This is a genomic window from Rhizobium subbaraonis, from assembly GCF_900220975.1.
Lineage (GTDB): Bacteria > Pseudomonadota > Alphaproteobacteria > Rhizobiales > Rhizobiaceae > Mycoplana > Mycoplana subbaraonis.
This window is the reverse complement of the sequence record NZ_OBQD01000004.1, coordinates 218,577-244,272: the sequence shown is the minus strand read 5'-3', so window position 1 is coordinate 244,272 and position 25,696 is coordinate 218,577. Positions and strand designations below refer to the sequence as shown.

Annotated in this window: 19 protein-coding genes and 1 riboswitch; of the genes, 3 read left to right on the top strand and 16 right to left on the bottom strand. The window is 64.8% G+C overall.

The genetic code is table 11. The features are described 5' to 3' along the window. The 7 genes from thiD to CRO48_RS07675 form a co-directional block, all read right to left on the bottom strand. A complete protein-coding gene (gene thiD / locus CRO48_RS07705; protein WP_097137838.1) occupies positions 1 to 801 on the bottom strand; it encodes a bifunctional hydroxymethylpyrimidine kinase/phosphomethylpyrimidine kinase in 801 nt (266 codons plus the stop codon). After that, positions 798 to 1,460, bottom strand: coding sequence for a thiamine phosphate synthase (gene thiE / locus CRO48_RS07700; protein WP_097137836.1), 663 nt, complete (start codon positions 1,458 to 1,460; stop codon positions 798 to 800). The genes thiD and thiE overlap by 4 nt, the downstream gene beginning before the upstream one ends. Next, positions 1,447 to 2,184: a hydroxyethylthiazole kinase gene (locus CRO48_RS07695; RefSeq protein WP_097138054.1), complete on the bottom strand. Its 738-nt coding sequence runs from the start codon at positions 2,182 to 2,184 to the stop codon at positions 1,447 to 1,449. The genes thiE and CRO48_RS07695 overlap by 14 nt, the downstream gene beginning before the upstream one ends. 5 nt (positions 2,185 to 2,189) lie before the next feature. Beyond that, on the bottom strand, positions 2,190 to 3,134 hold the full coding sequence (locus CRO48_RS07690; RefSeq protein WP_097137834.1) for an ABC transporter substrate-binding protein: 945 nt from the start codon (positions 3,132 to 3,134) through the stop codon (positions 2,190 to 2,192). Beyond that, on the bottom strand, positions 3,131 to 3,916 hold the full coding sequence (locus CRO48_RS07685) for an ABC transporter permease (RefSeq protein WP_097137832.1): 786 nt from the start codon (positions 3,914 to 3,916) through the stop codon (positions 3,131 to 3,133). The genes CRO48_RS07690 and CRO48_RS07685 overlap by 4 nt, the downstream gene beginning before the upstream one ends. A gap of 139 nt (positions 3,917 to 4,055) precedes the next feature. Further along, positions 4,056 to 4,159, bottom strand: a riboswitch (TPP riboswitch). A 28-nt stretch (positions 4,160 to 4,187) separates the two neighbouring features. After that, positions 4,188 to 5,606 (bottom strand): MFS transporter, encoded by a 1,419-nt coding sequence (locus CRO48_RS07680; RefSeq protein ID WP_097137830.1) that lies wholly within the window; start codon positions 5,604 to 5,606, stop codon positions 4,188 to 4,190. A gap of 127 nt (positions 5,607 to 5,733) precedes the next feature. Then, positions 5,734 to 10,524: an NAD-glutamate dehydrogenase gene (locus CRO48_RS07675; protein WP_097137828.1), complete on the bottom strand. Its 4,791-nt coding sequence runs from the start codon at positions 10,522 to 10,524 to the stop codon at positions 5,734 to 5,736. 322 nt (positions 10,525 to 10,846) lie between these two features. Between CRO48_RS07675 and pdxY the strand changes: the two genes are divergently transcribed. Together pdxY and CRO48_RS07665 are read left to right on the top strand one after the other, a co-directional pair. Beyond that, the gene (gene pdxY / locus CRO48_RS07670) at positions 10,847 to 11,725 is read left to right on the top strand and encodes a pyridoxal kinase PdxY (RefSeq protein WP_097137826.1); all 879 of its coding nucleotides are present in this window, start codon (positions 10,847 to 10,849) and stop codon (positions 11,723 to 11,725) included. A gap of 151 nt (positions 11,726 to 11,876) precedes the next feature. Beyond that, complete coding sequence (locus CRO48_RS07665) at positions 11,877 to 12,518, top strand: carbonic anhydrase (protein WP_097137824.1); 642 nt, start codon at positions 11,877 to 11,879, stop codon at positions 12,516 to 12,518. Between the two features lie 53 nt (positions 12,519 to 12,571). Here the strand turns inward: CRO48_RS07665 and CRO48_RS07660 are convergent, their stop codons facing one another. Beyond that, the gene (locus tag CRO48_RS07660; protein WP_097137822.1) at positions 12,572 to 13,393 is read right to left on the bottom strand and encodes a lytic murein transglycosylase; all 822 of its coding nucleotides are present in this window, start codon (positions 13,391 to 13,393) and stop codon (positions 12,572 to 12,574) included. Between the two features lie 183 nt (positions 13,394 to 13,576). Then, on the bottom strand, positions 13,577 to 14,611 hold the full coding sequence (locus CRO48_RS07655; RefSeq protein ID WP_097137820.1) for an aspartate-semialdehyde dehydrogenase: 1,035 nt from the start codon (positions 14,609 to 14,611) through the stop codon (positions 13,577 to 13,579). Between the two features lie 507 nt (positions 14,612 to 15,118). Between CRO48_RS07655 and CRO48_RS07650 the strand changes: the two genes are divergently transcribed. Beyond that, positions 15,119 to 17,008, top strand: coding sequence for an MFS transporter (locus CRO48_RS07650; RefSeq protein WP_097137818.1), 1,890 nt, complete (start codon positions 15,119 to 15,121; stop codon positions 17,006 to 17,008). Between the two features lie 57 nt (positions 17,009 to 17,065). Here the strand turns inward: CRO48_RS07650 and CRO48_RS07645 are convergent, their stop codons facing one another. From CRO48_RS07645 to CRO48_RS07615, 7 genes are all read right to left on the bottom strand, one after another. After that, entirely contained in the window at positions 17,066 to 17,776 is a 711-nt protein-coding gene (locus CRO48_RS07645) for a phosphatase PAP2 family protein (RefSeq protein ID WP_097137817.1), read from the bottom strand. A gap of 189 nt (positions 17,777 to 17,965) precedes the next feature. Next, positions 17,966 to 19,072 carry a 3-isopropylmalate dehydrogenase gene (gene leuB, locus CRO48_RS07640; RefSeq protein ID WP_097137815.1) on the bottom strand — a complete coding sequence of 369 codons (1,107 nt, stop codon included), beginning with the start codon at positions 19,070 to 19,072 and terminating at the stop codon, positions 17,966 to 17,968. A 317-nt stretch (positions 19,073 to 19,389) separates the two neighbouring features. Next, positions 19,390 to 20,688 (bottom strand): amidohydrolase family protein, encoded by a 1,299-nt coding sequence (locus CRO48_RS07635; RefSeq protein ID WP_097137813.1) that lies wholly within the window; start codon positions 20,686 to 20,688, stop codon positions 19,390 to 19,392. Between the two features lie 34 nt (positions 20,689 to 20,722). After that, positions 20,723 to 21,664, bottom strand: coding sequence for an ABC transporter permease (locus CRO48_RS07630; protein WP_097137811.1), 942 nt, complete (start codon positions 21,662 to 21,664; stop codon positions 20,723 to 20,725). Then, entirely contained in the window at positions 21,661 to 22,710 is a 1,050-nt protein-coding gene (locus CRO48_RS07625; RefSeq protein ID WP_097137810.1) for an ABC transporter permease, read from the bottom strand. Before CRO48_RS07625 ends, CRO48_RS07630 begins: the two co-directional genes overlap by 4 nt. Continuing rightward, entirely contained in the window at positions 22,700 to 24,262 is a 1,563-nt protein-coding gene (locus tag CRO48_RS07620) for an ABC transporter ATP-binding protein (RefSeq protein WP_097137808.1), read from the bottom strand. Before CRO48_RS07620 ends, CRO48_RS07625 begins: the two co-directional genes overlap by 11 nt. Continuing rightward, positions 24,259 to 25,695, bottom strand: coding sequence for an amidase (locus tag CRO48_RS07615; RefSeq protein ID WP_245423456.1), 1,437 nt, complete (start codon positions 25,693 to 25,695; stop codon positions 24,259 to 24,261). Before CRO48_RS07615 ends, CRO48_RS07620 begins: the two co-directional genes overlap by 4 nt. Position 25,696 lies beyond the last annotated feature (1 nt).

Below are 25,696 nucleotides of genomic sequence, written 5' to 3'. Positions count from 1 at the left end.
TCAAGCCGGCCACCAGCGGTGGAAGTGATGCACGGGCCCCCGCCCCTGCCCGATGGCCAGCGACCGGCCGGCGACGAGCGCGTCGTGCAGATACGCCTTGGCGAGGCGAACGGCCTCGACAAGCTCGTGCCCCCTGGCAAGGTTCGCGGTGATCGCTGCGGCCAGCGTGCAGCCGGTGCCGTGATCGTGCCGCGTCTCTATTCGGGAGGCGGAAAGCTCCAGCGCTTGCCTTCCGTCGAAGAACAGGTCCGTGCTGTCGGCTCCTGTCCCATGCCCACCCTTCAAGAGCACCGCGCCGGCGCCGGCATTCATGATCGCCTCGGCCTGACGGAGCATCGCCGCCCTGTCGGTCGCAATCGGCATCCCGGTCAGCAGCGCCGCCTCGGGCAGGTTTGGCGTGACGATCAGGGACCGCGGCACGAGTTCGGCCTTCAGCGTCTCGACCGCATCCGCCTGCAGCAGGCGGTCGCCGGACGTGGCAACCATCACAGGGTCCAGCACCGGTCGAAGACCGAACCGGAGCACCCCGTCGGCGATCACGGCGATCGTTTCACTGCGCGACACCATGCCGATCTTGACCGCGCCGACGGAAAGGTCCGTCAGGACCGCGTCCATCTGCGCCGCAACGAGTGGTGGCGAGATGTCTTCGACGGCCGTGACACCCCTGGTATTCTGCGCCGTGACGGCCGTCAGTACGCTCGCTGCATAGACGCCGAGCGCAGAGAAGGTCTTGATGTCTGCCTGGATGCCTGCGCCGCCACCGCTGTCGGATCCGGCTATGGTGAGTGCGATTGCCGTCATGCCCTTCTCCTGTCCAGTGCAGCGTCCACCGCCGAGCGAAGCAACCGCGCAGCCTCTGCGACGTCGGGCTTTCGGAAGACGGCAGAGATCACCGCCACACCGTCCGCCCCCGCGGCAATGACCTCTGGGACCTGGTCGAGATCAATGCCGGCGATCGCGCCGACCGGTAGCGTCGGATTGAGGGTCCGGATGCGTTGGCGCAGTTGGGCAAACCCCTCGATCCCCAAAGGCGGATCGGGATTGACCTTCGATAGCGTCTGGAACACCCCGCCGATGCACGCATAGTCGACCGGCGCCCGGCCGGCGCGATCCGCATCCGCCTCGTTCTTTACCGTCAGGCCGATGATCGCCGTCGGTCCCAGCAACAGCCGGGCGGTCTCGGCGTCCATGTCTTCTGCGCCGAGATGGACGCCGGCAGCCCCTGCCGCGAGCGCGACGTCGACACGGTCGTTGACGACGAGAGGCACGCCGGTGCCTTGCAGAGCCGCACGGATCGCGCGCGCGCGCTCGATCATCATCCGGGTCGATGCAGTCTTGTCGCGGTACTGGACGAGCGTGGTCCCGTTGCGGGCCGCCAGTGCCGCCATTTCCGAGAGCGAGCCGATGGCGGACAGTCCCCCATCCACCAGCGCATTCAGGCGGTAGTCAATTCCGGTCATCTTCGATCCTTGCATGCAGGAGGAGTTCGTCTGCGCCGACTTCGGAAAGCGAATCCAGGAAGGCGACGCCAAAGCTGCCCGGCCCTTTTGCCTCCCGGGCCGCGAGCTCGGCGGATACACCGGTGACGACGAGCGCGCTTGCCGCGGCAATGAGCTTGTCCGGCTCGACCGCCATGAAGGCGGCGATCACGCCACCCGTCAGGCAACCGGTTCCGGTGACCGCCGCCATCCAGCGATGGCCGTTTGCGATCCGCACGCTTCTGCCGCCATCGGCCAGGCGGTCGACCGGACCGGTGCAGATGCGCACGGCCGATCCGGCTTCCTCGAAAAGAGCCATCTCCGCCGTATTGCCGCGAACGATCGCCGGCCCAAGCCCGGTCAGTTCGCGGGCAAACGCAAGACGCGACGGGGAGTAGTCGCAGTGCACCGGGTCGAGGATCCAGGGTTTGCCGGCGGCATTGGCGACGCCCACGGCAAGCCGGATCACCTCGCGGCGCGCGGCATCGAGCGTTCCGAGATTGACCACCAGCGCATCAGCCTTGGCGACGAAACTGCCGATCTCCTCGAACGACGAGGTCATCGAGGGAATGCCGCCGACCACGGTGATGCCGTCGGCGGTGAATTTCTGCACCACGGTGTTCATCAGGCAATGCACCCGCGGGCGGCGTGCGCGCACCTGCGCCAGAAGCGTCGCTGCACGCAAGGATGAGGGAAGCTCCAGCATCACGCTCACCGGATCTCGACGGCGATGTCGTCGACGGCGGGCGCCGTCTTGATCAGCCCGCCGTCCTTCAGGAAGGCGCCAAAGCGTTCGTAGCGCCCGCGGTCCAGGGCGGCAGGACGCTTGGCGAAGCGGGGCAGCGTGTCGGTGAAGGCCTGCCGATTCAGCGCGTCGTCGAGGTCGGGGTAGGCCTTGATGAAGAGCTGCCAGGCTTCCTGCGGGTGATTGGTGAGGAAGATAGAGGCCTCTTCCACCGCCTCCAGGAAGCGCGGCAGCCGGTCGTCCGCGACCAGATCCGTCCGGGTGACGAAAACCAGTTCGTCATAGACCGGCACGCCATGTTCCTCGGGGAAGAACGAGCGCCCCTCATGGCCCTCAAGGCGCATCTGCGTCAGCTCGAAATTGCGAAAGCCGCCGATGGTCGCATCCACCCTGCCGCCGATCAGCGAGGGCGACAGCGAGAAATTGACGTTGATCAGTTCGACGTCCTTGTCGCTCAGCCCCTCGGAGGCGAGCATCCGCCTCAGCATGACATCCTCGAAACCCGAAACGGAAAAGCCCACCTTCTTGCCCTTCAGGTCCTTCAGGCTCCTGATCGGGCCGTCCGCAAGAACGGTGACGGTGTTGAGCGGCGTTTCCACGAGCGTGCCGAAGCGGACCAGCGGCAAGCCTTCCGCATGGTCGAGATACAGGCTTGGCTGGTAGTGCACCCCTATGTCGGCCTGTCCGGCCGAGACCAGCCTCGGCACGGACGACGGATCGGCCGGCGGCACGAGTTCCACATCGAGACCGGCATCGGCAAAGAAGCCCTTCTCCCGGGCAATCACCATCGGCGCGTGATCCGGATTGACGAACCATTCGAGCAGGACGGAGAGCTTTTCGGCGGCCAGCGACGGCCCTGCGGCAAGCAGCCCCCAAGCGAGCAGGAAGGTAAAGGAAAGAGAGCGGATCATGATGTTTTGGGTCTCCTGCGGAAAGGATTGAGAGAGGCGGAAGGAAATTCCGGCGCCCAGGGTGCAACCCCGGCCGTAAGCCGGTCGATGCCGAGCCTCAGCGCTACGGTAAGTGCGGCCAGGACGGCCATGGCGGCAAAGACGGTCGGCGTCTGCATGCGCGCGTTGGCCTGCACCATCACGAAGCCGAGCCCGGCGGACGCTCCCACCCACTCGCCGACCACCGCACCCAGCGGTGCGAGCGGTGCGGCGACGCGCAGACCCGACACGAGCGCCGGCAGCGCCAGCGGCAGGCGGATGCGGACGAGCGTCTGCCAGTGCGTTGCAGGGGTCAGCGACGCGGCGTCGAGAATGGTTCGATCGGTTCTGCGCAGGCCGTCGGCAAAGGCGGATGCGACCGGAAAGAAGATGATGATGGTCGCCATCGCCACCTTGGAGGCCATGCCGAAGCCCAGCCACAGAACGAGAATGGGCGCGAGCACGAACACCGGCAGCGCCTGTAGGATCAGGATCGCCGGCCAGACGAACTGCCCGAGGCGCGGCAGCGCAGCAACGCCGAAAGCAACGGCAGCACCGAAGATCGAGCCCGCCAGCAGACCGGCAAGGACTTCCGTAAGAGTCACCAGCCCGTGTTCGAAAAAAAAGCCGGGACGTGCCGCAAAGGCCGTAGCAACGGCTGCCGGCGAGGGGACCAGGTAGGGAGGGGGAGCGAGGATGACGGTCCCGGCCTGCCAGAGGGCGACAAGCGACACAAGGGACAGCCCCACGTGGAGGGCGCGCATGGCTCTCAGTCGGCGCGGGCTGGTGCGCGAACCGGCAGGGGCCCGAGCTCGTTCAGGTGAGGATTTTCAAGCGGCATCGATCGATCTCCCGACAACAATCATGGAGATCCAGGTGAAGCGGAGAATAGAAAGAGGCGCCTTGGCGGGCGTTTTCCGTTCCTACGCCGGTATGACCCGGATCAGGTTCAAGGGTCCGGCTCACCGCCATCTCAGCACCGTTACGATGCCCCCCTCGGAATGTGTGGGAAACTGACCAAGTCTCGTGCGAATGTCAACGTCCGAAGCGCGACGGGGACGTAGTTTTCGCAACCACGCTCGCCGCGTCGGCCGGATAGGGGACGCGCAGCAGCAGCACAAGGCCGACGACAAGAAAGACGACCAGCGCGCCCATCCCGAGCGCCGCCGAGCCGGTGGCGCTGGTGACCAGGCCGACGGAAAGCGGGGCGGCAAAGGAGGTCGCCCGGCCCGTCAGCGCGTAGAGGCCGAAATAGCGCCCCGCCTCATCCGGTGCGATGCTGCGCGAGAGATAGGAGCGGGCCGAGGCCTGCACCGGCCCGAAGGCAATCCCGACCAGTAGCCCGTAGACGATGTAGGCCTTCTCTGCCGCCGTGCCGAACAGTCCTCCGGAATCGGCCGTCGAAAGTGGCATCAGCCCGAACAGCGTATGGCCGGGGGCGGTGGAGACGATGCCGAGGGTGGCGACGGTGAGACAGACAAGGCTCGCGACGACCACCGCTTTCGAGCCGAGGCGCGTGTCGAGACGGCTTGCCCAGAGGCACCCACCGATCGCGACAACGTTGAGGATGATGCCATAGATGCCGAGTTCCATGGTCTGCCAGGCGAACATGCCGGCGGCAAACGTGCCGCCCAGCGCCAAAAGCCCGTTGACCCCGTCCTGGTAGATCATTCGCGCCACCAGGAAGCGCAGCAGGCCGCGTCGCCCCTTCAATTCGGTGATCGTGTCGCTGATGGAGGCGAGTCCGGAACGAACCGCCTCGCGGATGGGAAGGCCGCGCCCGCGGTCCGGCGTGAACACAAACATCGGCAGGATGAAGACGAGATACCAGACGGCGGAGATGGGGCCGGTGATGCGCGCGTCCTCGCCGGCTGCGGCATCGAGACCGAACAGTGGCGCAATGCCAAGGGCGGTCAGCCCGGTTCTTGGGTCTGCCGCAAGGAACAGCACGACGGCGATCAGCACCACCATGCCGCCGAGATAGCCGAGCCCCCAGGCCAGGTTGGAGATACGCCCCGCTTCCCTTGGCGGAACGAGGCTCGGCATCATCGAATCGTTGAAGACGATGGAAAACTCCGCGGCGACCGTCGCAAGCACCATCATCGCCAGCGGCACGAGCAGGCTTGTGCCCGGCGCGGCATACCAGAGCATCCACAAGGCTGCGATCTGGATCACCGCGAAGAAACCGATCCATGGCTTGCGGCGCCCGGATGCGTCGGCAATCGAGCCCAGCACCGGCGACATCAGCGCAATCACGACGCCAGAAATCGTGAGCGTGTAGCTCCAGGCCGCCTGCCCCGTGACGGGGTCAGCCGCCATCCGTGAGACGAGATAGGGACCGAAGATGAATGTGGTGATGACCGTGAAGAACGGCTGGGCCGCCCAGTCGAAGAGCATCCAGCCCCAGATGCCGGGCCGCCCCGCGCGCCCGGCGTCACCATGCGGTTCCCTCATCCGTCCTCCGGCACGCCCCTAAGGCGCCGTCACCCGCTTTTCCGCCTGCCGACAACGAGACGGCCGTCGATCGCCCGCGCGACGGGCAAGGAAGGGCGCGGTCTGGCCGCGCCCTGCCCGGACTTTGTCATCTCGTCCTGCCATGCGCAAGATCGCTCAGGACACCGGCAGCGACCGAGATCTTGGCAAGCGTGGCCTCTCCTGCCTCCGTCAGCGCGCCGAGCCGGCCGGTGACCATGCCGAGCCGTTCCGCATCAGCCGCACGCCACGCGGCGAGCGGCGCCTTGTCGCCCTTGTGTCGGGTGAGGATGGCGATGGTCAGGTCGCGGCGGGCATTGGCGATATCGGAAAGATTTCGCGCCAATGCCAGCGATTCGTAGAGGTCCGTCGTCGGCACGCGCCCGGCAGCCCCCAGCAGCGCCACGATGTTCAGCGTATCGCTGACCCCAGCATAAGTTTCCGCTGTCCGGATCAGGCTGTCGCCGGTCTGTGTCGAAATCAGCATGATCTCGGGAACGAAGCTCATAGCGAGCAACTCCGTGATCGCACGTGCCAGCTGCTCGGGAACACCCTTGTCCTCGAAGGCAAGGGCCTTTCGGCGCAGCTCGTCGCGGGCGGATTCCGGCAGGAGATCGGCCAGATGCGGCCGCAGTTGCTTCAGTGCCTGCTTCAGCTTGTGCACGGCCGTCTCCATCGACGCACCGATCGCCCCCGTCGTGAGGAGTAGAGCGGTGGCATTCGAGAAGACGCGGCCAAGATCCTCGTACACTTCGTTCTGCGCAGCACCGGCGATCTGGTTGTCGAGCGAGTCCGTCGCCGCATAGAGCGGCAACAGCTCGTACCCCTCGAAAGCCAGCATCGCAGCCTTGACCACGTCGGCACTCATGTAACCGGTTCCGTCCGTGAGCTGGCTCACGAAGGCCGGACCGCCGCGGTTGATCACCCCGTTTGCGAGGATCGTGGCGATGATTTCGCGCCGCAGCCTGTGCGTTTTGATGTCGCCGGCATAGGTGCGCTGCATCTTGCCCGGGAAATAGCCGGTCAGCGTCGGCTCGAAATAGGGGTCGTCCGGCAGGTCGCTATGCAGGATCTCGTCGAAGAGCACGATCTTCGAATAGGACAGCAGCACCCCGATTTCGGCCCGGGTCAGCGGCATGCCGGCCCGATAACGCTCGTCCATCGCCTGCTCGCTCGGCAGCACCTCAACCTGACGGTTGAGTTGGCCGGCCGCTTCCAGCCGGCTCATCAGCCGGGAAAGACCGGTACGGTTTCCCTGCCCCTGCCGCTCGCACAGCGAAATCGCCAGAGATTGCAGGTAGTTGTTCCGCAGCACGAGATGCGCCACCTCGTCGGTCATGGTCGCAAGCAGCTTGTTTCGCTTCTCGCGCGTCAGCCGCTCGTCGCGCATGGCCGAGGCGAGCGCAATCTTGATGTTGACCTCCACATCCGACGAATTGACGCCCGCGGAGTTGTCGATCGCATCCGAATTGCAGCGGCCGCCCTTGAGGCCGAAGGAAATGCGGCCCCGCTGGGTGACGCCGAGATTGGCGCCTTCGCCGATGACCTTCGCGCGCAACTCGTCGGCGGTCACGCGGATCGCGTCGTTGGCGCGGTCGCCGACTTCGGCGTCCGTCTCGCCCGCCGAGCGGACATAGGTGCCGATGCCGCCGAACCAGAGGAGATCCACCGGCGCCTTGAGGATGGCGCTCATGATCTCGAACGGCGTCGCCTTCTGCTTGTCGATTCCGATCGCCGCCATGGCCTCGCTGGTCAGCGTCACCGACTTCTCGTTGCGCGAGATGATCATGGCGCCCTTGGAAAGGGCCGCGCGGTCATAGTCCTGCCAGCTCGAACGCGGCAGCGCGAACATGCGCTTGCGCTCGGCGAAGGAGAGTTCCGTATCCGGGTTCGGATCGATGAAGATGTCGCGGTGGTCGAAAGCCGCAATCAACCGTGTCTTGCGGGAGAGCAGCATGCCGTTGCCGAAGACGTCACCGGACATGTCGCCGACGCCGACGACCGTGAACGGTGTCTTCTGGATATCGACATCCATCTCGCGGAAGTGGCGCTTTACCGCTTCCCAGGCGCCGCGGGCGGTAATGCCCATCTTCTTGTGGTCGTAGCCCGCAGATCCGCCGGAGGCGAACGCGTCGTCCAGCCAGAATCCGGCTTCCTGCGCCAACGCATTGGCGGTGTCGGAGAATGTCGCCGTGCCCTTGTCGGCGGCAACGACGAAATAGGGATCGTCGCCGTCGAGGCGCACCGTGTCGCGCGGCGGCACGACGTCCTGCCCTTCGATGTTGTCGGTGACCGAAAGCAGCGTGCGGATAAAGGTCTTGTAGGCCTCCTTGCCGGCGTTGAACACCGCATCGCGGCTGCCGCCGGCCGGCAGTTGCTTCGGATAGAAGCCGCCTTTCGCGCCGACAGGCACGATAACCGCATTCTTCACCTGCTGGGCCTTCACGAGACCCAGCACTTCCGTGCGATAGTCCTGGGCGCGGTCGGACCAGCGCAGGCCCCCGCGTGCGACGCGGCCGAAGCGCAGGTGCACGCCCTCCACCTCCGCGCCGTAGACGAAGATCTCGCGGAACGGCTTGGGATCGGGCAGACCTTCCAGTGCCTGCGGGTCGAGCTTGAAGGCAAGGGTCGCGAGCGGCTGTCCGGCGCCATCGCGCTGGAAATAATTGGTCCTGAGCGTCGACTGGATGGCGTTCACATAGCGGCGCAGGATCCGGTCCTCGTCGAGGCTCGGCACGCCGCCGAGCGCCTCTTCGATCGAAGCGGCCAGCTCATCGCTGCGCTTTGCGCGCTTGCGCTCGGCAAGCTGGGGATCCAGCCGCGCGAAGAACAACCGGAACAGGTCGGCGGCAATGGCCGGGTACTTGTTGAGCGTATCGGCGATGTAGCCCTGCGAATAGGCGATCCCGGTCTGGCGCAGATAGCGGGCATAGGCGCGCAGCACCATGATTTCCCGCACGTCGAGGCCGGCGGTCATGATCAGCCGGTTGAACGTGTCGTCGTCCGTGCGTCCAAGCCATGCCGAAAGGAACGCGTCCTTCAGTACGCCGGAAAGCCTGGCAAGATCGATGTCGAGCCCATCGCGATGGCGCAGTTCCATGTCGTGCAGCACCACCAGCCGGCTGGCACCGTCCTGGTCCACCACCGTCACATCATGAGTCTGTTCGCTCACCACGTTGAAGCCGAGGTTTTCCAGCAGCGGCACCCGCCTGGACAACGAAACGGCGTCGCCGGCGTGAAAGATCTTCAGTTCGAGCGCCTTCGTGTCCTTGTTGTCCGGCTTGCGATAGAAGGCGATATGGATGGGATCGGCCGGTGTCGCCGCCTCAAAGAATCCGAGGTCTGCATGCGCTTCGGCCGGTGTGAACGCCTCCTGATAGGCCTGCGGAGCGAAGAGCTTGACGGATTCGGCCCCGGACAGCGCCTCGAACCTGTCCGTCCAGCGGGTCGCAATGTCGCGGATCGAGGCTTCCAGCTTCTTCTGCGGGATTCGCGGCGTCTTCCCGCCGGAACGGCCGATGATGAAGTGCACGCGCGCCAGTCCACCTTCGGGGAAGGCGGGATAATAAGCAGAGACGCGCCCGTCATAGACGGTCTTCAGGTAGACCCCGATCTTTTCGCGGACATCGGAATCGTACTGCTCGCGCGGAACGTAGACGATCACGGAGACGAAGCGGTCGAAGTGGTCGATGCGCGGCAGCACCCGGATGCGAGGCCGATCGGCCAGTTCGTTGATCTGCTCGCAGAACGTGGCGAGCAGGCCGACGTCGATCTGGAAAAGGTCGTCGCGCGGATAGGCCTCGAGCGTGTTGATCAGCATCTTGCCGGAATGGCTCTGCGGGTCGTAGCCGAAGTGCTCTATGACCGCCTGCGCCTTCGAGCGCAGAAGCGGGATCTCGGAGGCCGAATGCGTATACGCCGTAGAGGTGAAGAGGCCGACAATCCTGAGTTCGCCCGTCACCTTGCCGTTTTCGTCGAAACGCTTGACGCCGACATAGTCCATGTAGGCGCGGCGATGGACGACGGAGCGGGCGTTGGCCTTGGTCACGATCAGGAAATCGGGTCCCTCGAGGAAGGCCAGGATTTCCGGCGTCGTCGTCACGGCGTCCTTGCCGAGCCGCAGGACGCGCACGTCAGGATCGGAGAGGATGCCGAGGCCCTTGTCGACGCTGCGCTCCACCGACGCATTCTCGCCGTCCCTGCTGTAGGTGTACTCGCGCATGCCGAGGAAGGTGAAGTTGTTGCTGCGCAGCCATTCGAGGAACGCGACGGCCTCTTCCTTCTCCGCCGGGCGGCGCGAAGGCCCGAACTCGGCGGTTTCCGCAACGGCACGCGTCAGCGTATCCATCATCGGCTTCCAGTCGCCGACGGCCAGATGCACCTGTGACAGCACGTGGCGGATACGCTCGATCAGGCCCGACGCCTCGGAGGCGGCCAGTTCATTCAGGTGGATCTCGATGTGGCTGACGCGATGGCTGGGATCGCTCAGCGTCTCCGGCGAGAAAAGCTTCGGCTCCTGCTCCGGCTCGATCACCAGGATCGGATGAATCGCAAGGTGGATGTCGCGGTGCGTGCTGGTCACCTCGCCCATGACCGAATCGTAGAGGAACGGCTGGTTCCGGTCGGTGACCGACAGGATGGATACCGGCTTTCCTTGCGGCGCGATCGCCGCGACGGTCGCGACCGTAACGCGCGGCTCGCAGCCATCCCAGGCATAGATCTCGTGATGCGCATGCGCCGCCGTCGCTGCCAGCATGTCGGCGCTGTAGAGTTCGAGATCGTCATTGCTTGCACGCCCGAACAGGATCGCGGGATCGATGATCTTTTCGCCCAGCTTCGCCGCCGCAGCCGTCGCGGCCTCGATCTGCTTGTCGCGTTTGTTGTTGCTGCGTGATGCCATGAAACTTCCCCCGACATGTTTGCGATGCGGAACCTAGCAGAACAAATTTTCTAAGCGACGGATTTATAGAGACCTTTCAAATTTCAATCGATTTTGTTGGAAAGCAGCCTTAGAAGGGCGAAAATATCGCCGGAAAGCAGCAATCTTGGCGAAAACTCCGACGATATTGGGTGAAATCTCGATGCACACCCCTCGAATCGGAGCAACCCCGCGAATGGGTCCGCCGATGCGAGCCATGGACGGGTGACCGCAACATAGGCTTGCGGTCCATCGGTTCATGGTCCAAGGAAATCGCCGGCAAGGAAACGCAGGGATATTTCGGATGAACGAGAGCGATAAGGGCGCGGTTCTGGTCATATCGAGCCACGTCGTGCGCGGAACGGTGGGTAATCGCGCGGCGGTGTTCGCGCTGGAGACGCTCGGCCACCCGGTCTGGGCCTTGCCGACCATCGTGCTGCCCTGGCATCCCGGACACGGCCGCGCGACGCGCGTCACCATGTCTCCTTCCGAGTTCGACGCCTTGATCGACGATCTGATCCGCGCGCCCTGGCGCGGCGAGATCAAGGCGGTGATGTCGGGATATATCGGCAATGCCGAGCAGGCAGCCTCGATCGCCAGGCTCGTGCAGGCTTTGAAGAATGAGAGCCCCGATCTCATCTACCTCTGCGACCCCGTCTGCGGCGACGAGAACGGCCTGTATGTTCCCGTGGCGACGGCCGAAGCCATCCGCGACGAACTTCTGCCGCTGGCCTCGATCGCCACGCCCAACCGCTTCGAACTCGCCTGGCTTGCCGGAGCGCCGCTCGAAACGAACGGTGCGATCATGGACGCCGCCCTGTCGCTCGGGCCGTCTCATATGCTGGTCACCTCGGCCCACCCGATGATGACCGGCAGCATCGGCAATCTCTATCTTTCCGGCCGCACGGCGCTGCTTGCCGAGCATCGGCAGGTGCCCAACCCACCGAACGGCACCGGCGACCTCGTGGCGGCCGTCTTCCTGTCACGGCTGCTGGACGGCCTTCCGGAGGAGCGCGCGCTGCATCTTGCAACTGCCAGCGTCTTCGAGATCGTGGCGCGCAGCGCCAAGCGCGGGGCCGACGAACTGACCTTGGAACAGGATTCCTCCAGCCTCTCCACGCCGATGGCCATGGTGCAGGTGCGTCGCCTGGTCCATCCGGCCGCATCGAAGCGCAACCGTTGAGACCGCACCAGCCCGCCTTTGACGCATAGCGCGCAGACACGGCCGGGAAATCGTGGGAGCGGTCAGCTCGGACTTGCGCAGCCAAGTCCCGGTCGTTACAGCAGGTCCGCAGCCTTCTACTCATTCGTCACCGCGCGGGGGTATCGACCACATGCATCGCTTTCCTGATCACCTTCTGACCGGCTACCAGAACTTCATGGATGGTCGCTTCAGCGAACAGCAGAAGCGATACAAGACTCTCGCGGAAACCGGGCAGAAGCCGAAGACGATGGTGATTGCCTGTTGCGACTCCCGCGCTGCGCCGGAGACGATCTTCGACAGCGGCCCGGGCGAGCTTTTCGTCGTGCGCAACGTCGCGAACCTGATGCCGCCCTATGAACCGGACGGCCACTATCATTCGACCTCGGCGGCACTCGAATTCGCAGTGCAGTCCCTGCGCGTCACCGACATTGTCGTCATGGGTCACGGCCGTTGCGGCGGCATCAAGGCAGCGCTCGATCCCGACGCGGAACCGCTGTCGCCCGGCGATTTCATCGGCCGCTGGATGAACCTGCTGAAGCCCTCTGCAGAGCAGATCCAGAACAACGACGTCATGACGGCCGCCGAGCGCCAGCGCGCCCTGGAGCGCATTTCGATCCGCAATTCGATCGCCAACCTGCGCACCTTCCCCTGCGTCCAGGTTCTGGAGCAGCGCGGCAAGCTGAACCTGCACGGCGCCTGGTTCGACATTTCCACGGGCGAGCTGTGGGTCATGGACGCCAAGACCGGCGACTTCGGCCGTCCCGGAATGTGAAAAGGCCCGGCACTGGACCGGGCCTCCGATTTCACCTGATGCAGGAATGCCGATCAGCCGCGGTCGATCTCGGCTGCGATGATGGCGATCGCGCGCTGATAGACGTTGGCGGCGTTCCAGCCCTGGATGGCGACGAAGTTGGGCTCTCCCGGCTGGTAGCCGGCGCCGGCCCGCCAGCCGTGCCCGCGCAGGAAGTTGGCCGTCGACGCGAGCGCATCCGCCTTGGAGCGAACGAGGTCGATGCGGCCGTCGCCGTCGCCGTCGACACCGTACTTCAGCACGTTGACCGGCAGGAACTGTGTCTGGCCGATCTCGCCATGGGCGGCACCGCGGGCCTGCGTGCTCAGCGTGCCGTTCTGCACGAGGTTGAGCGCCGCGTAGAGCTGGTTGGTGAAATAGTCCGAGCGGCGGCAGTCATAGGCCAGCGTCGCCACGGCCGAAAGCGTATGCTCCTTGCCGAGAAAGCCGCCAAAACCCGTTTCCATGCCCCAGATCGCGATCAGCGGCCCGGCCGGAACGCCGTACTGGCTTTCGATTCGCGCGAAGAGTGGGGCGTTCTGGCGCTTCAGACTCTTGCCGCGATTGATGATCGCCTGGCCGCCGCGCTTCTGCATGAACTGGTCGAGCGACAGCTTGAAGCTCTTCTGGCCGCGGTCGGCACGGATCGTCGCCTTGTTGTAGGAGACTTCGGCGAAGGCGCGGTCGAGCGTGCGCGGGCTGATGCCGTTTGCAGACGCGTCCCGTTTGAACTGGTCGACCCAGGCGGAGAAGCCGGCGGAATTGTCGCCGCATTGCGCGGCCGAAGCCGCTGCCGGAATAGCCGCCACCAGGGCCACCGCCGCCAGCCCCTGGAATACCCGCTTGAACAAGTTCATTCAATAAACCCCGTGATCTTTCGAATCTCTTCTAACGAAAACATGCCACTCTTGTCAGACCTGTCCTCGCCGCTCGATGCAATCTTGGGGCTGATCCGCCACCGGTGCTTCGCTTGAGGCAAAGGTCCCGCATCCGTCTGACGCTAGAGGCGGGGCCTTCATTGTCCTTTGGTGCTCAGACCTTCACGCGGCCTGCTTCTTGGCCTTGATCAGGCCGCGATTGACCAGGAGTTCGGCAATCTGAACCGCGTTCAGCGCCGCGCCCTTGCGAAGGTTATCGGAAACCACCCAGATGTTCAGGCCATTTTCGACGGTCGCATCCTCACGGATACGTGAAATATAGGTCGCGTCTTCGCCGGCAGACTCGTATGGCGTGATGTAGCCACCGTTCTCCTGCTTGTCGATGACCTGGCAACCCGGCGCTTCGCGCAGGATGTCGCGGGCCTCGTCGGCGGTAATCTCGTTCTCGAACTCGATGTTGACCGACTCGGAATGGCCGATGAAGACCGGAACGCGCACAGCCGTGCAGGTGACCTTGATCTTCGGGTCGAGCATCTTCTTCGTCTCGGCCAGCACCTTCCATTCTTCCTTGGTGTAGCCGTCCTCCATGAAGACGTCGATGTGGGGGATGACGTTGAAGGCGATGCGCTTGGTGAACTTCTTGCTCTCGATCGGATCGGCGACGAAGACGGCGCGGGTCTGGTTGAACAGTTCGTCCATGCCTTCCTTGCCGGCACCGGAGACCGACTGGTAGGTCGAAACGACGACGCGCTTGATCTTCGCGTGGTCATGCAGCGGCTTCAGCGCAACGACCAACTGCGCAGTCGAGCAATTCGGGTTGGCGATGATGTTCTTCTTGGTGAAGCCCTCGACCGCATCGGGGTTCACTTCCGGAACGATCAGCGGAACCTCGGCGTCGTAGCGCCAGGCCGACGAGTTGTCGATGACGACGCACCCCTGTTGGCCGATCTTGGGCGAATACTTCAGCGAAGCAGCGCCGCCGGCGGACATCAGGCAAATGTCGGTGTCGAAAAAATCATAGGTATCGAGATTGTGGACCTTCAGCGTCTTGTCGCCGAAGGACACCTCAGTGCCGACCGAACGGCTCGAGGCAAGCGCCACGACCTCGTCGGCGGGAAAGCCGCGCTCGGACAGGATATTCAGCATTTCGCGTCCGACATTGCCGGTGGCACCGGCGATTGCAATCTTGAAACCCATTGGTCTTGCTCTCTTTCTCTGTCTCTCCTCGGATCCTGAGGGGAAATCCGCTCGCGTGGAGCGCGGATTTCTTGTCCCCGGCCTTGCCGGGGAGAGAGCGGCGGGCCAGAGACGTCAGACGGTTTTCGTCGTCGTTTTGGCCGTGGTTTTGAAAGAAACGGGCGAACGCCGTACCTGCCCGGCGAGTTCCACCAGGAGGCTGCTGGGTGCGATGTCACGGTCGCGGCGAAGCATGGGACGCTGTCCTTTTTCCGGGGCTGCTATTAAGCGATTTTGACCGGGAGTCAAGGAGATCCTTCACCGTATCGCCTTCACGTTCAAGTCACGATCGTGTCGCATCGCCCGCCCGGCATTAGACTAAAGTCATAATCCGAAAGCCGCGCAGCGTCAGTGCCTCTTTTCTGCCATCTTGTCACAAGGCGCACCACGTCCGTCCGGCCGAGGAGGGTTGGCCGGATCAGGGGAACGGAGCGCTCGAAAAAGCCGTTTGGAGTGGAGGATTTCACAATGGCAAATGTCGCGACAGTGGACGGCGGCAAGACGCGTCCAATGACCGCTGAGGAGAAGAAGGTCATCTTCGCCTCCTCGCTTGGCACCGTGTTCGAATGGTACGATTTCTATCTTTATGGTTCATTGGCGGTATTCATCGGCGCCGCCTTCTTTAGCGAGTATCCCGAGACAACCCGCAACATCTTTGCGCTGCTGGCGTTTGCCGCCGGCTTCCTCGTGCGCCCGTTCGGCGCGCTGGTGTTCGGTCGCCTCGGCGATCTGGTGGGACGCAAGTACACCTTCCTGGTGACGATCCTGATCATGGGTCTGTCCACATTCCTCGTCGGCATTCTGCCCGGTGCCTCCTCGATTGGCATCGCAGCTCCCATCCTGCTTCTGGTGCTGCGCATGCTGCAGGGGCTTGCGCTCGGCGGTGAGTATGGCGGTGCTGCGACCTATGTGGCAGAGCACGCCCCCAACGGCCGCCGCGGCTACTATACCTCGTGGATCCAGACGACTGCGACGCTCGGCCTCTTCCTGTCGCTCGTCGTCATCCTGTCGGTACAGTTCATGCTCGGCAAGGAAGCCTTTGCCGCATGGGGCTGGCGCATTCCGTTCCTCGTCTCGGTCGTCCTGCTCGGCATTTCCGTGTGGATTCGCCTGAAGATGAACGAATCGCCGGCCTTCATGAAGATGAAGGAAGAGGGCAAGGGCTCCAAGGCACCGCTGTCGGAGGCTTTCGGCCAGTGGAAGAACGCCAAGATCGCGCTGCTAGCGCTGTTCGGCGCAGTGGTTGGTCAGGCCGTCGTCTGGTATTCCGGCCAGTTCTACGCGCTGTTCTTCCTGACCGGCATCCTCAAGATCGACGGCCAGTCAGCCAACATCATGGTGGCTGCCTCGCTGGTCCTCGGTACCGGCTTCTTCGTGCTGTTCGGCTGGCTGTCCGATAAGATCGGCCGCAAGCCGATCATCATGGCGGGTCTGCTTCTCGCCATCCTGACCTACTTCCCGCTGTTCAAGGCACTGACCTGGGCCGGCAATCCGGCACTTGCACAGGCACAGGCAACCGTCCGCGCGACGGTGACCGCCGCCCCCGGCGACTGCAAGTTCCAGTTCAACCCGACGGGCACAGCGAAGTTCACGACCTCGTGCGACATCGCCACCGCCTTCCTGACGAGGAACTCGGTTCCCTATGACGTGGTGACGACGGCCGCAGCCGGCACGCCGGCGACTGTCGTCATCGGCAACTCGACGATCAACAGCTTCGACGCCGTCGCAGCCGGCGATCAGGCCAAGCCGATGGCATCTGCCTTCGAAAAGCAGATCAACATTGCGCTGCAGGATGCCGGCTATCCGCTGGCACGTGCCGGTGCCAAGGTTCCGGATAGCAAGCTCGACGCCTTTGTCGCCGCCAATCCGGAGCTCGGCCTCGACGCCGCCGCGATCCGCGCCGGCGAGAAGACGACCATGACGGGCGCGGACCTCGTCGCAGCCAAGCTGCTCACCGCAGAAGAGGCAGGCGGCGTAAACGACATGGCCGTCTTCTCCATCGCCGGCGGCGGTCCGTTCTCGATGGTCGCCGATCCGTCAGCGGTCAACTGGACGAAGATCATCCTGATCCTCACCGTTCTCGTGATCTACGTCACCATGGTGTACGGGCCGATCGCAGCCCTGCTGGTCGAACTGTTCCCGACCCGCATCCGCTACACCGGCATGTCGCTGCCCTACCATATCGGCAACGGCTGGTTCGGCGGCCTTCTTCCGGCGACGGCCTTTGCGATGAGCGCGGCCCAGGGCGATATCTACTTCGGCCTCTGGTATCCGATCGTCTTCGCGGCAATTACGCTGGTCATCGGCCTGCTGTTCCTTCCCGAAACGAAGGATCGCGACATACACGCTATGGACTGAGCTTCCCCCCGAGGTTCAGAACGTGGAGACCGGCGCGTGGCGACACGCGCCGGTCCTTCAATGTTCGGTCCTGCTTTCCAGCCTCTTTTCCAGCGCGGTCTTCGGTCGCGGCCATCCGGCGTCGTCCAGCCGGAACAGGGCGTTGTGCCGCGCAAACACGAACGCGACCATCAAGGCGCACCAAAGGCCCACGAGCAGCCCGGCGGCCACGTCGCTTGGATAATGTGCGCCGACGATGACCCGCGAAACCCCGATCAGCACCGCACCGGCGATGAAGAACGGTCGCAGGCGCGGCACGAGCAGGGCGAACGCACCGAAGAACGCACCGACCGCCGCCGAGTGGCCGGACGGAAAGCTCTCGAAAATCGTGTTGCCGGTCATCGGTGACAGGCTGTAGGCGCCGAGTTCGGCAAAGAGCTCGGGTCGCGCGCGACCGATGACCGCCTTCAGCAAATGCACCAGCGCGCTGGCGCTGCCAATGGTCAGGAAGAAGTACAAGAACAGCCGCCAGCCCGTACGGCCGCGCCCGCTGATCATTTCGTTCGCGCTGACGCGCCAGATGATGAAGGCCGTGATGGCGAGCAGGCCGGAGCCATAGATCATCCAGCCGAATGTGCCGAAATCGGTGATATGCCGGTTGAAGGTGACAACCCCCTCCGGCAGCCCCTGCGCTCGCTGCGACAGTGCCGGGTCAAACGGAAGGAGGGCGGCCGCAAGCAGCGCCGCCGTAACGAAGATCCAGAGCGTGGAGGCAATCGGACGGTTCATTCAATCTCCCGATAAGGGCCGGATGCCAGCGGGCACCGACACAAGGTTGGTCGAACGCCGCCATCCGGATGGGAAGGCAGCACAGTGCACGACGATGTGAGGGCGGACGCTTCCTTTTCAAGGCACTGAAACGAAAACGCCCCCGGATTGATCCGGGGGCGCGGTAAAAGGCTCGTGAGCACGCCAGACCTAGAGGGTCTTGAACTCCGCCAGAATGGCATCGCCCATCTCGACGGTTCCGACCTGAACGGCACCCTCGGCCATGATGTCGCCGGTACGGATGCCGCGATCGAGCACGTTGGCGATCGCCGTCTCCAGATTGTCGGCGTCCTGAACCAGGTTGAAGGAGTAGCGCAGGCACATGGCAAACGAGGCGATCATGGCGATCGGGTTGGCGATGCCCTTGCCGGCGATGTCGGGGGCAGAACCGTGCACCGGCTCGTAGAGCGCCTTGCGCTTGCCGGTCTTTGCATCCGGCGCGCCGAGCGAGGCGGATGGCAGCATGCCGAGCGAACCGGTCAGCATGGCGGCAACGTCCGAGAGCATGTCGCCGAACAGGTTATCCGTGACGATCACGTCGAACTGCTTGGGCGCGCGCACCAGCTGCATGCCGCCGGCATCGGCCAGCATGTGCTCCAGCTGCACGTCCGCGTACTTCGCCTTGTGCGTTTCGGTCACGACCTGATTCCACAGAACGCCCGACTTCATGACGTTGCGCTTTTCCATCGAGCAGACGCGGTTCTTGCGGGTGCGCGCCAGTTCGAACGCAACGCCGGCGATGCGTTCGATTTCATAGGTATCGTAGACCTGGGTGTCGATGCCGCGCTTCTGGCCGTTGCCGAGATCGATGATCTCCTTCGGCTCGCCGAAATAGACGCCGCCCGTCAGCTCGCGGACGATCAGGATATCGAGGCCTTCGACCAGTTCAGGCTTCAGCGACGATGCGGCGGCGAGCGCCGGATAGCAGATCGCCGGGCGCAGGTTGGCGAAGAGTTCGAGATCCTTGCGCAAGCGCAGAAGGCCGGCCTCCGGGCGCACCTCGTAGGGGACAGCGTCCCACTTCGGCCCGCCAACGGCGCCGAACAGCACCGCATCGGCCGAAAGTGCCTTCTGCATGTCCTCCTCCGAAATCGCCGCGCCATGCGCGTCATAGGCCGAGCCGCCGACCAGCCCCTCGTCGACGACGAAGCCCGCGCCCTTCTCTTCGTTCATGTAGGCGATGATCTTGCGGACTTCCGCCATGGCTTCCGGGCCGATGCCGTCGCCAGGCAGGAGGAAAAGGTTGCGCACTGTCATGGGATATCCTTGTCGAATGCTCGGTGGAATTCAGGTCGCGCGGTTCTTAGCGCAACTTCCGTTCAAGGAAAATCGCCACGACGAAAGAAATTTGCGCATGCAGCGTGTGCCCGCGGGAACTGAGGCGAGGCGGCACTCTGTGCGATCAGGGTGCCATGCCGCCGGCAGCCGGCGGATGACCACAGGAGGCCTTGAACATGGTTCCCTTCTTGCAAGCCGTACTCGCAGCGATCCGCTCGGCGATCGACGCCCTTCTCTTCCAGCACCGCCGGCCGCCGGGCTTCGATTGAAGCCCGCACGCGTGCGCCAAGGCGACCTCAGTGCGTGCCCGGCCGCAGCGGCGCATAGGCTGCGGCATCCACCATCACCGGCCGGCCCTCGAGATGCAGTTCGCTGATCCGGGGGGCGGCGCGGGCAATGACCCTGCCGCGACGCATGACGGCGAGCCTGTTCGCCTTCAGTCGCAGTGCCTCCTGCGGATCGCGCGCCTGCAGGATCACGAGGTCGGCGTTGCAGCCTTTCGCGATACCGTAGCCTTCCAGCCCCATCGTCTTCGCCGAATTGACCGTGAGCGCGTCGAAGATCTTCCTCTTGTCCTCGATGCCAGCCATCTGCGCGACGTGGATTGCCATATGGCCGACCTCCAGCATGTCGCCCGAGCCCATCGAATACCAGGGATCCATCACGCAGTCGTGCCCGAAGGACACGTTCAGCCCGGCCTCCATCAGTTCGCGCACCCGCGTCATGCCACGCCGCTTCGGATATGTGTCGTGCCGGCCTTGCAGCATGATGTTGATCAGCGGATTGGGGATCACGTTGATCTCGGCCTCCGCCATCAGCGGGATGAGCTTGGAGACGTAGTAGTTGTCCATCGAGTGCATCGAGGTCAGGTGCGAGCCGGCAACCCGGCCCTGAAGCCCGAAGCGCACCGTCTCGGCCGCAAGCGTCTCGATATGGCGCGACATCGGGTCGTCGGTCTCGTCGCAGTGCATGTCGACAGGCATCCCGCGATCGGCCGCGATTCTGCACAACGCTGAGACGGAGGCCGCACCGTCGGCCATCGTTCGCTCGAAATGCGGGATGCCGCCGACAATGTCGAGCCCCATGTCGAGCGCGCGGTTCAACGCATCCACCCCGCCCTCGGCGCGATAGTAGCCGTCCTGCGGGAAGGCCACGAGCTGCAGGTCGATATAGGGGGCCACCTTCTCGCGCACCTCGATCAGCGCTTCGGCCGTAACAAGCTTCGGATCGCTCGTATCGACATGGCTGCGGATCGCGAGCAGGCCCTGGGCGACCGCGAGATCGCAGTAGCGCAGCGCGCGTTCGATCAACGCCTCGCGCGCCAGTGTCGGCCGCAATTCGCCCCAGAGCGCGATGCCTTCGAGAAGCGTGCCGGAGACGTTCATGCGCGGCAGACCGAGCGACAGCGTCGCGTCCATGTGGAAATGCGGGTCGACGAAGGGCGGCGTCACCAGTCGGCCGCCGGCGTCGATCACCTCGCCCGCCTCCGCTTCGATCCCCGGCGCGACCTCGGCGATCTTGCCGCCCTTGATGGCGATGTCGATGCCCTCGAGGCCGTCGGGAAGATTGGCGTTCTTGATCAGCACGTCGAACATTTTGTCACCTGAATTAAATGGCGGGACGGAAAGGTTATCGCTCGCCGCGCCGGTAGGGCTGCATCAGCGCCTGCGGCACGCGGGCGCGACGCGCCATCACGGCGAGTGCGGCGATCGAGAGAATATAGGGCATCATCAGGAACATCTGGTACGGCACGTTGCCCAGAACGGTCTGGAGCCGCAGCTGGAACGCGTCGAAGAAGGCAAACAGCAGCGCCCCGAACAGCGCCCGGCCGGGCCGCCACGAGGCGAAAACGACCAGCGCGATGCAGATCCAGCCCCGCCCCTGCACCATGGTCGGGAAGAAGCTGTTGAAAGCCGAGAGCGTCAGGAACGCGCCTCCCATCGCCATCAGCGCGCTGCCTGCCATGATGGCGCCGTAGCGGATCCGGATGGGGTCGACACCTTGCGCCTCGGCTGCATGCGGGTTCTCCCCGCTCATGCGCAGCGCGAGCCCGAGCGGCGTGCGGTAGACGATGTAGGCAAGAAGCAGTGCGATGACGATCGAAAGATACGTCGGCAGCGTCTGCGTGAACAGCGCCGGACCGATGAAGGGAAGGTCGGACAGGCCCGGCACCGAAATCGGCTGGAACGGCGTCACGGTCGGCGGCGTGGAGGCGAGCGGCACCGCCAGACGAAAAATATAGTAGCTGAGCGACGAGGCAAACAAGGTGATGCCGAGGCCGGTCACGTGCTGCGACAGGCCGAGGGACACCGTCATCGCCGCGTGCACCAGCCCGAACAGCGCGCCTGACAGCGCCGCCACCAGCATGCCCGTCCACAGGTCCGCGCCATTGAACACGGCGAGCCAGCCGATCATGGCGCCGAAGGTCATGATCCCCTCGATGCCGAGGTTGAGTACGCCCGAGCGCTCGGAAAGCAGCGCGCCGAGTGTGCCGAAGATCAGCGGCGTGGCGATGCGCAGCACCGCCGCCCAGAGGCCCGCCGAGGCGATGATGTCTAAAAACGCACTCATCGGCGGATCCTGTACTGGGTGAAGAAGATAGCCACCAGCATGGTCAGCAGCGACAGCGCCACCGTCACGTCGGCAATGTAGGTGGGAATGCCCATCGCCCGGCTCATCCCGTCCGCACCGACGAACATCGTGGCGGTAAAGAGCGCGGCCGCGATCACCCCGAGCGGGTTGAGGTTGGCGAGCATCGCGACGATGATGCCGGCATAGCCATAACCCGGCGAAAGATCGGTCGTTACATAGCTCTTTACGCCCATGACCTCGATCGCGCCGGCAAGACCTGCAAGCCCGCCCGACAGGCAGGCGACCTTGACCAGCGTGCGACCGAGCGGCACGCCGGCGAAGACCGCGCCTTCCGGATTGAGGCCGGCGGCGCGAGACTGCAGCCCGAAGACGGTACGCGCCTGCAGCAGGTAGACCAGGAGTGCGGCGACGATCGCGACGACCAGCCCGATGTGCAGTCGCGAGCGCTCGACCAGCTTCGGCAGCAGCGCGTGGTCGGCGACCGGCATCGACTGCGGCCAGCCGAAGGCGAGCGGGTCCTTCAGCGGCCCGTCGATCATCATCGAGACGAACAGCACCGCCACGAAATTCAAAAGCAGGCTTGTCACCACTTCATCGACCGAGAAGCGCAGCCGCAGCCACAGCGGCACCAGCATCAACGCCATGCCGGCAATCGCGCCGGCGGCGAATAGGAAAGGGATCAGGATAGGGCCGGGCAGGCCCGACAGCGCGCTTGAGCCGAGCGCCGCCACCATGATCGCGCCGAGGTAGAACTGTCCCTCGGCGCCGATGTTCCACAGGCGCGCGCGGAAGGCGATCGCCGCCGCAAGCCCGGTCAGCATCAGCGGCGTTGCCCGCGTCAGCGTCTCGGTCGCAGCCAGCCGGGTACCAAACGCGCCGGTGAGGATGCGGCCATAGGCTTCCAGGACGGGCGCGCCGGCGGCGGCGATCAGCATGCCGGCAATGGCAAGCGCTGCGACCACCGCCAGGATCGGAGAGAGCACGACGAGGACGAGTGGCCGGTGTTCGCGGCGTTCAAGGCGCATGGGAATTTCCTTCGCCGGAAACGCCGTCGCCGGACGTCCAGTCCCCGGACATCATCAAACCGAGCCGGCGCGGATCGGCATGTTCTGCGGCGATCGGGGCGGACAGACGGCCCTTGACGATCGCCTGGATACGGTCGGCGAGGCCGATCACCTCATCGAGATCCTCGGAGATGAGCAGTACGGCGGTGCCCTGCTTCCTTGCCTCGAGGATGCGCGCGTGGACAGCCGCCACGGCCCCCTCGTCCAGCCCGCGCGTCGGCTGGGCGGCAATCAGGATGCGCGGTCGGCGATAGAGGTTCCGCCCGAGGATCAGCTTCTGCATGTTGCCGCCGGAAAGAAGCCGGGTGCGGCTTGCGGGCGTACCCCCGCGCACGTCGAACTCCTCGATGATCGTCGCGGCGAAGGCCTGGCCAGCGGAGCGGTCCACGATGCCGCGGCGCGAAAACAGCGGCTGGCGGATGCGTTCCAGCACCGCGTTTTCCCAGATCGCCATCTCACCGATGGCGCCCTGCCTGTGACGATCTTCGGGAATGCGGCCAATGCCCGCATCGACGAGATCGTGCACGTCGAGGGCCGTGACCGGCTCACCGAAGAGCCGCATTTCGCCGGTCGCGGGCTTTGCCAGCCCACTCATCAGTTGCGACAATGACGCCTGGCCGTTACCCGAAACACCGATGATGCCGAGCGTCTCGCCCTCGCGCAGGAAGAAATCGATTTCCTTCAGCCGCTCGATGCCGCCACTCGATACGGTCAGCCGGGACGCTTCGAACACGGTCTCTCCGGGTGTCGTCGGCTCGCGCTTCGGCCGTGTGACGCGGTGGCCGACCATCAGTTCGGCGAGCTCCGCCTTGTTCGTCTCGGACGCCTTGCGCTCGGCTGCCACCTTGCCGCCACGCAGGACGACGATCCGGTCCGCAGCCGCCATTACCTCGTCGAGCTTGTGCGAGATGAATATGAGCGACAGCCCCTGCCGCGCCATCTCGCGCAGGGTGCTGAACAGCCGTTCCGCCTCGATATTGGTCAGCACGGCGGTCGGTTCGTCGAGGATCAGGATCCTTGCGTCGTTGTAGAGGGCCTTGAGGATTTCGACGCGCTGCTGCTCGCCAACGGAGAGATCCCCGAGGCGGGCGTCGGGATCAACACCGAGGCCAAAGCGCTCGGCGATCGCCAGAAGCTTGCGGCGGGCGGCGGCGGTGCCCGAGCGTAGCGACCAGAGCGGCTCGGTACCGGTCATGACGTTTTCCAGCACGGTCAGGTTCGGAGCAAGCGAAAAATGCTGGTGCACCATGCCCACGCCTGCCTGAATGGCCGCGCGCGGACGGCCGTGCGGCAGCTCGACGCCGTCGACGCGCACCGTGCCCCCGTCCGGCGTGTAGTGGCCGAAGAGGATGCTCATCAGCGTCGTCTTGCCGGCGCCGTTCTCACCGAGCAGCGCCAGCAGCTCGCCGCGCTTCAGCGAGATCGAGATGTCGTCATTGGCGACGATCGGACCGAACCGCTTGCTGATGTGCGAGAGTTCAAGGACGGGAGTGACGCTGGTGTCGTTGGTCATGCGGCAAGCCCCGAAACGGGAAAGCGATGCTGCCAGCGTCCTTCTGCCTCCAGGCGGGCGGCAAGCGACAGGAGAAGCCCCTCCGCCCCCATCGGACCCATCAGCTGGACCGGCAGCGGAAGGCCTTCGGTATCCGCGCCGAAGGGAAGGGTCAATGCCGGAAAGCCGGAGATGTTGGCAAGGCCGGCGAGTGGCGCAAACGCGGTCATACGCCTGAGGTGCAGGTCGGTATCGTCGTGATCGGACGGGAAGGATCCGATCGGCAGCGGAGCGGTGGCGAGCATCGGCATCAAAAGGCAGTCCAGGCTGTCGAAAAGCGCCCAAGTCTTGTGGCTCACATGCACCGCGGCGTCGAGCGAAGTCCAGAGGGCAGCCGCCGATATCCTCCGCCCTCTTTCAACGAAGGCGGCGGTCAGCAGCTCGGCACGACCGGAATCGAGCGACAGGGCGTCGACCAATACGGCGAGGTTGACCGAAATGATGTCTGCAAAGGCGGTCGATGAGGCGGACACCAGCGGAGCGAAGTCTGACCAGTCGAGATCGACGCGTGTGTGGCCGGCTCTCTCGAGCGCGCCCGCAGCCTCGAGCACAGCCCCGCTACGCGCTGGATCGGTCGGAAACTCCGGGCCGGTCTCCGCCAGCACGCCCACCCGCAAGGGACCGGCGGTGCGAGCAGCTTCGGCAGGGTCGGCAAAAGGCCCTCTCGCCGTGCCACGCACGGCCTCGAAGATCATCCTGCTGTCACGAACCGAACGGCAGACGGCGAGTTCGCCGACGATGCCGCCGAGATGGTTGCCGAAAAGCGGCCCGCCGGGGATGGCGCCACGCGTCGGCTTCAGCCCGACGAGGCCGCAGCACGCCGCCGGCACGCGGATCGACCCGCCAGCGTCGGTGGCATGCGCGATCGAAACGATCCCCGCCGCGACCGCCGCCGCGGCACCGCCCGAGGAGCCGCCGGCGGTGCGCCCGGGATCGAGCGGGTTGCGGCAAACCGGTCCGCACACCGGTTCGCTTGTCAGCGACAGCCCGAATTCCGGGGTGGTGGTCAGGCCGAACAGGGCAAAGCCGGCATCACGCAAGCGCCCCGCAAGATCCGAATCCATCGTGGAATCGAGCCTGCCGTCCAGCATGCGCGACCCGGCGCGCACGGGAAAGCCGGCGAAGGGGCCGCCGAGATCCTTTGCCAGCGTCGGCACGCCGGCAAAAGGGCGCTCCGCGAAACGCTTTGGATCGGCGATCCGCTCCTGTTCGAGCGCTGCCGCTGTGGCACGGCCCTGGTCGGTTTCCAACCTGCAGAGCGCGCCAAGGCCGGCATGGCTGGAAGCGGCAGCGATTGCCGCTTCCATGGCCTGGCCTGCCGAAAGCGCACCTCTTGCGATCGCCCCGGCAAGAGCCGTTGCATCCCCGGTCGTTTCGCTTTCGACGCTGGGCACG

What these genes read in the sequence shown, in the direction of transcription:
- thiD (WP_097137838.1), bottom strand. Translation starts at nt 801, where the DNA reads ATGACGGCAATCGCACTCACCATAGCCGGATCCGACAGCGGTGGCGGC.
- thiE (WP_097137836.1), bottom strand. Translation starts at nt 1,460, where the DNA reads ATGACCGGAATTGACTACCGCCTGAATGCGCTGGTGGATGGGGGACTG.
- CRO48_RS07695 (WP_097138054.1), bottom strand. Translation starts at nt 2,184, where the DNA reads ATGCTGGAGCTTCCCTCATCCTTGCGTGCAGCGACGCTTCTGGCGCAG.
- CRO48_RS07690 (WP_097137834.1), bottom strand. Translation starts at nt 3,134, where the DNA reads ATGATCCGCTCTCTTTCCTTTACCTTCCTGCTCGCTTGGGGGCTGCTT.
- CRO48_RS07685 (WP_097137832.1), bottom strand. Translation starts at nt 3,916, where the DNA reads ATGCGCGCCCTCCACGTGGGGCTGTCCCTTGTGTCGCTTGTCGCCCTC.
- CRO48_RS07680 (WP_097137830.1), bottom strand. Translation starts at nt 5,606, where the DNA reads ATGAGGGAACCGCATGGTGACGCCGGGCGCGCGGGGCGGCCCGGCATC.
- CRO48_RS07675 (WP_097137828.1), bottom strand. Translation starts at nt 10,524, where the DNA reads ATGGCATCACGCAGCAACAACAAACGCGACAAGCAGATCGAGGCCGCG.
- pdxY (WP_097137826.1), top strand. Translation starts at nt 10,847, where the DNA reads ATGAACGAGAGCGATAAGGGCGCGGTTCTGGTCATATCGAGCCACGTC.
- CRO48_RS07665 (WP_097137824.1), top strand. Translation starts at nt 11,877, where the DNA reads ATGCATCGCTTTCCTGATCACCTTCTGACCGGCTACCAGAACTTCATG.
- CRO48_RS07660 (WP_097137822.1), bottom strand. Translation starts at nt 13,393, where the DNA reads ATGAACTTGTTCAAGCGGGTATTCCAGGGGCTGGCGGCGGTGGCCCTG.
- CRO48_RS07655 (WP_097137820.1), bottom strand. Translation starts at nt 14,611, where the DNA reads ATGGGTTTCAAGATTGCAATCGCCGGTGCCACCGGCAATGTCGGACGC.
- CRO48_RS07650 (WP_097137818.1), top strand. Translation starts at nt 15,119, where the DNA reads ATGGCAAATGTCGCGACAGTGGACGGCGGCAAGACGCGTCCAATGACC.
- CRO48_RS07645 (WP_097137817.1), bottom strand. Translation starts at nt 17,776, where the DNA reads ATGAACCGTCCGATTGCCTCCACGCTCTGGATCTTCGTTACGGCGGCG.
- leuB (WP_097137815.1), bottom strand. Translation starts at nt 19,072, where the DNA reads ATGACAGTGCGCAACCTTTTCCTCCTGCCTGGCGACGGCATCGGCCCG.
- CRO48_RS07635 (WP_097137813.1), bottom strand. Translation starts at nt 20,688, where the DNA reads ATGTTCGACGTGCTGATCAAGAACGCCAATCTTCCCGACGGCCTCGAG.
- CRO48_RS07630 (WP_097137811.1), bottom strand. Translation starts at nt 21,664, where the DNA reads ATGAGTGCGTTTTTAGACATCATCGCCTCGGCGGGCCTCTGGGCGGCG.
- CRO48_RS07625 (WP_097137810.1), bottom strand. Translation starts at nt 22,710, where the DNA reads ATGCGCCTTGAACGCCGCGAACACCGGCCACTCGTCCTCGTCGTGCTC.
- CRO48_RS07620 (WP_097137808.1), bottom strand. Translation starts at nt 24,262, where the DNA reads ATGACCAACGACACCAGCGTCACTCCCGTCCTTGAACTCTCGCACATC.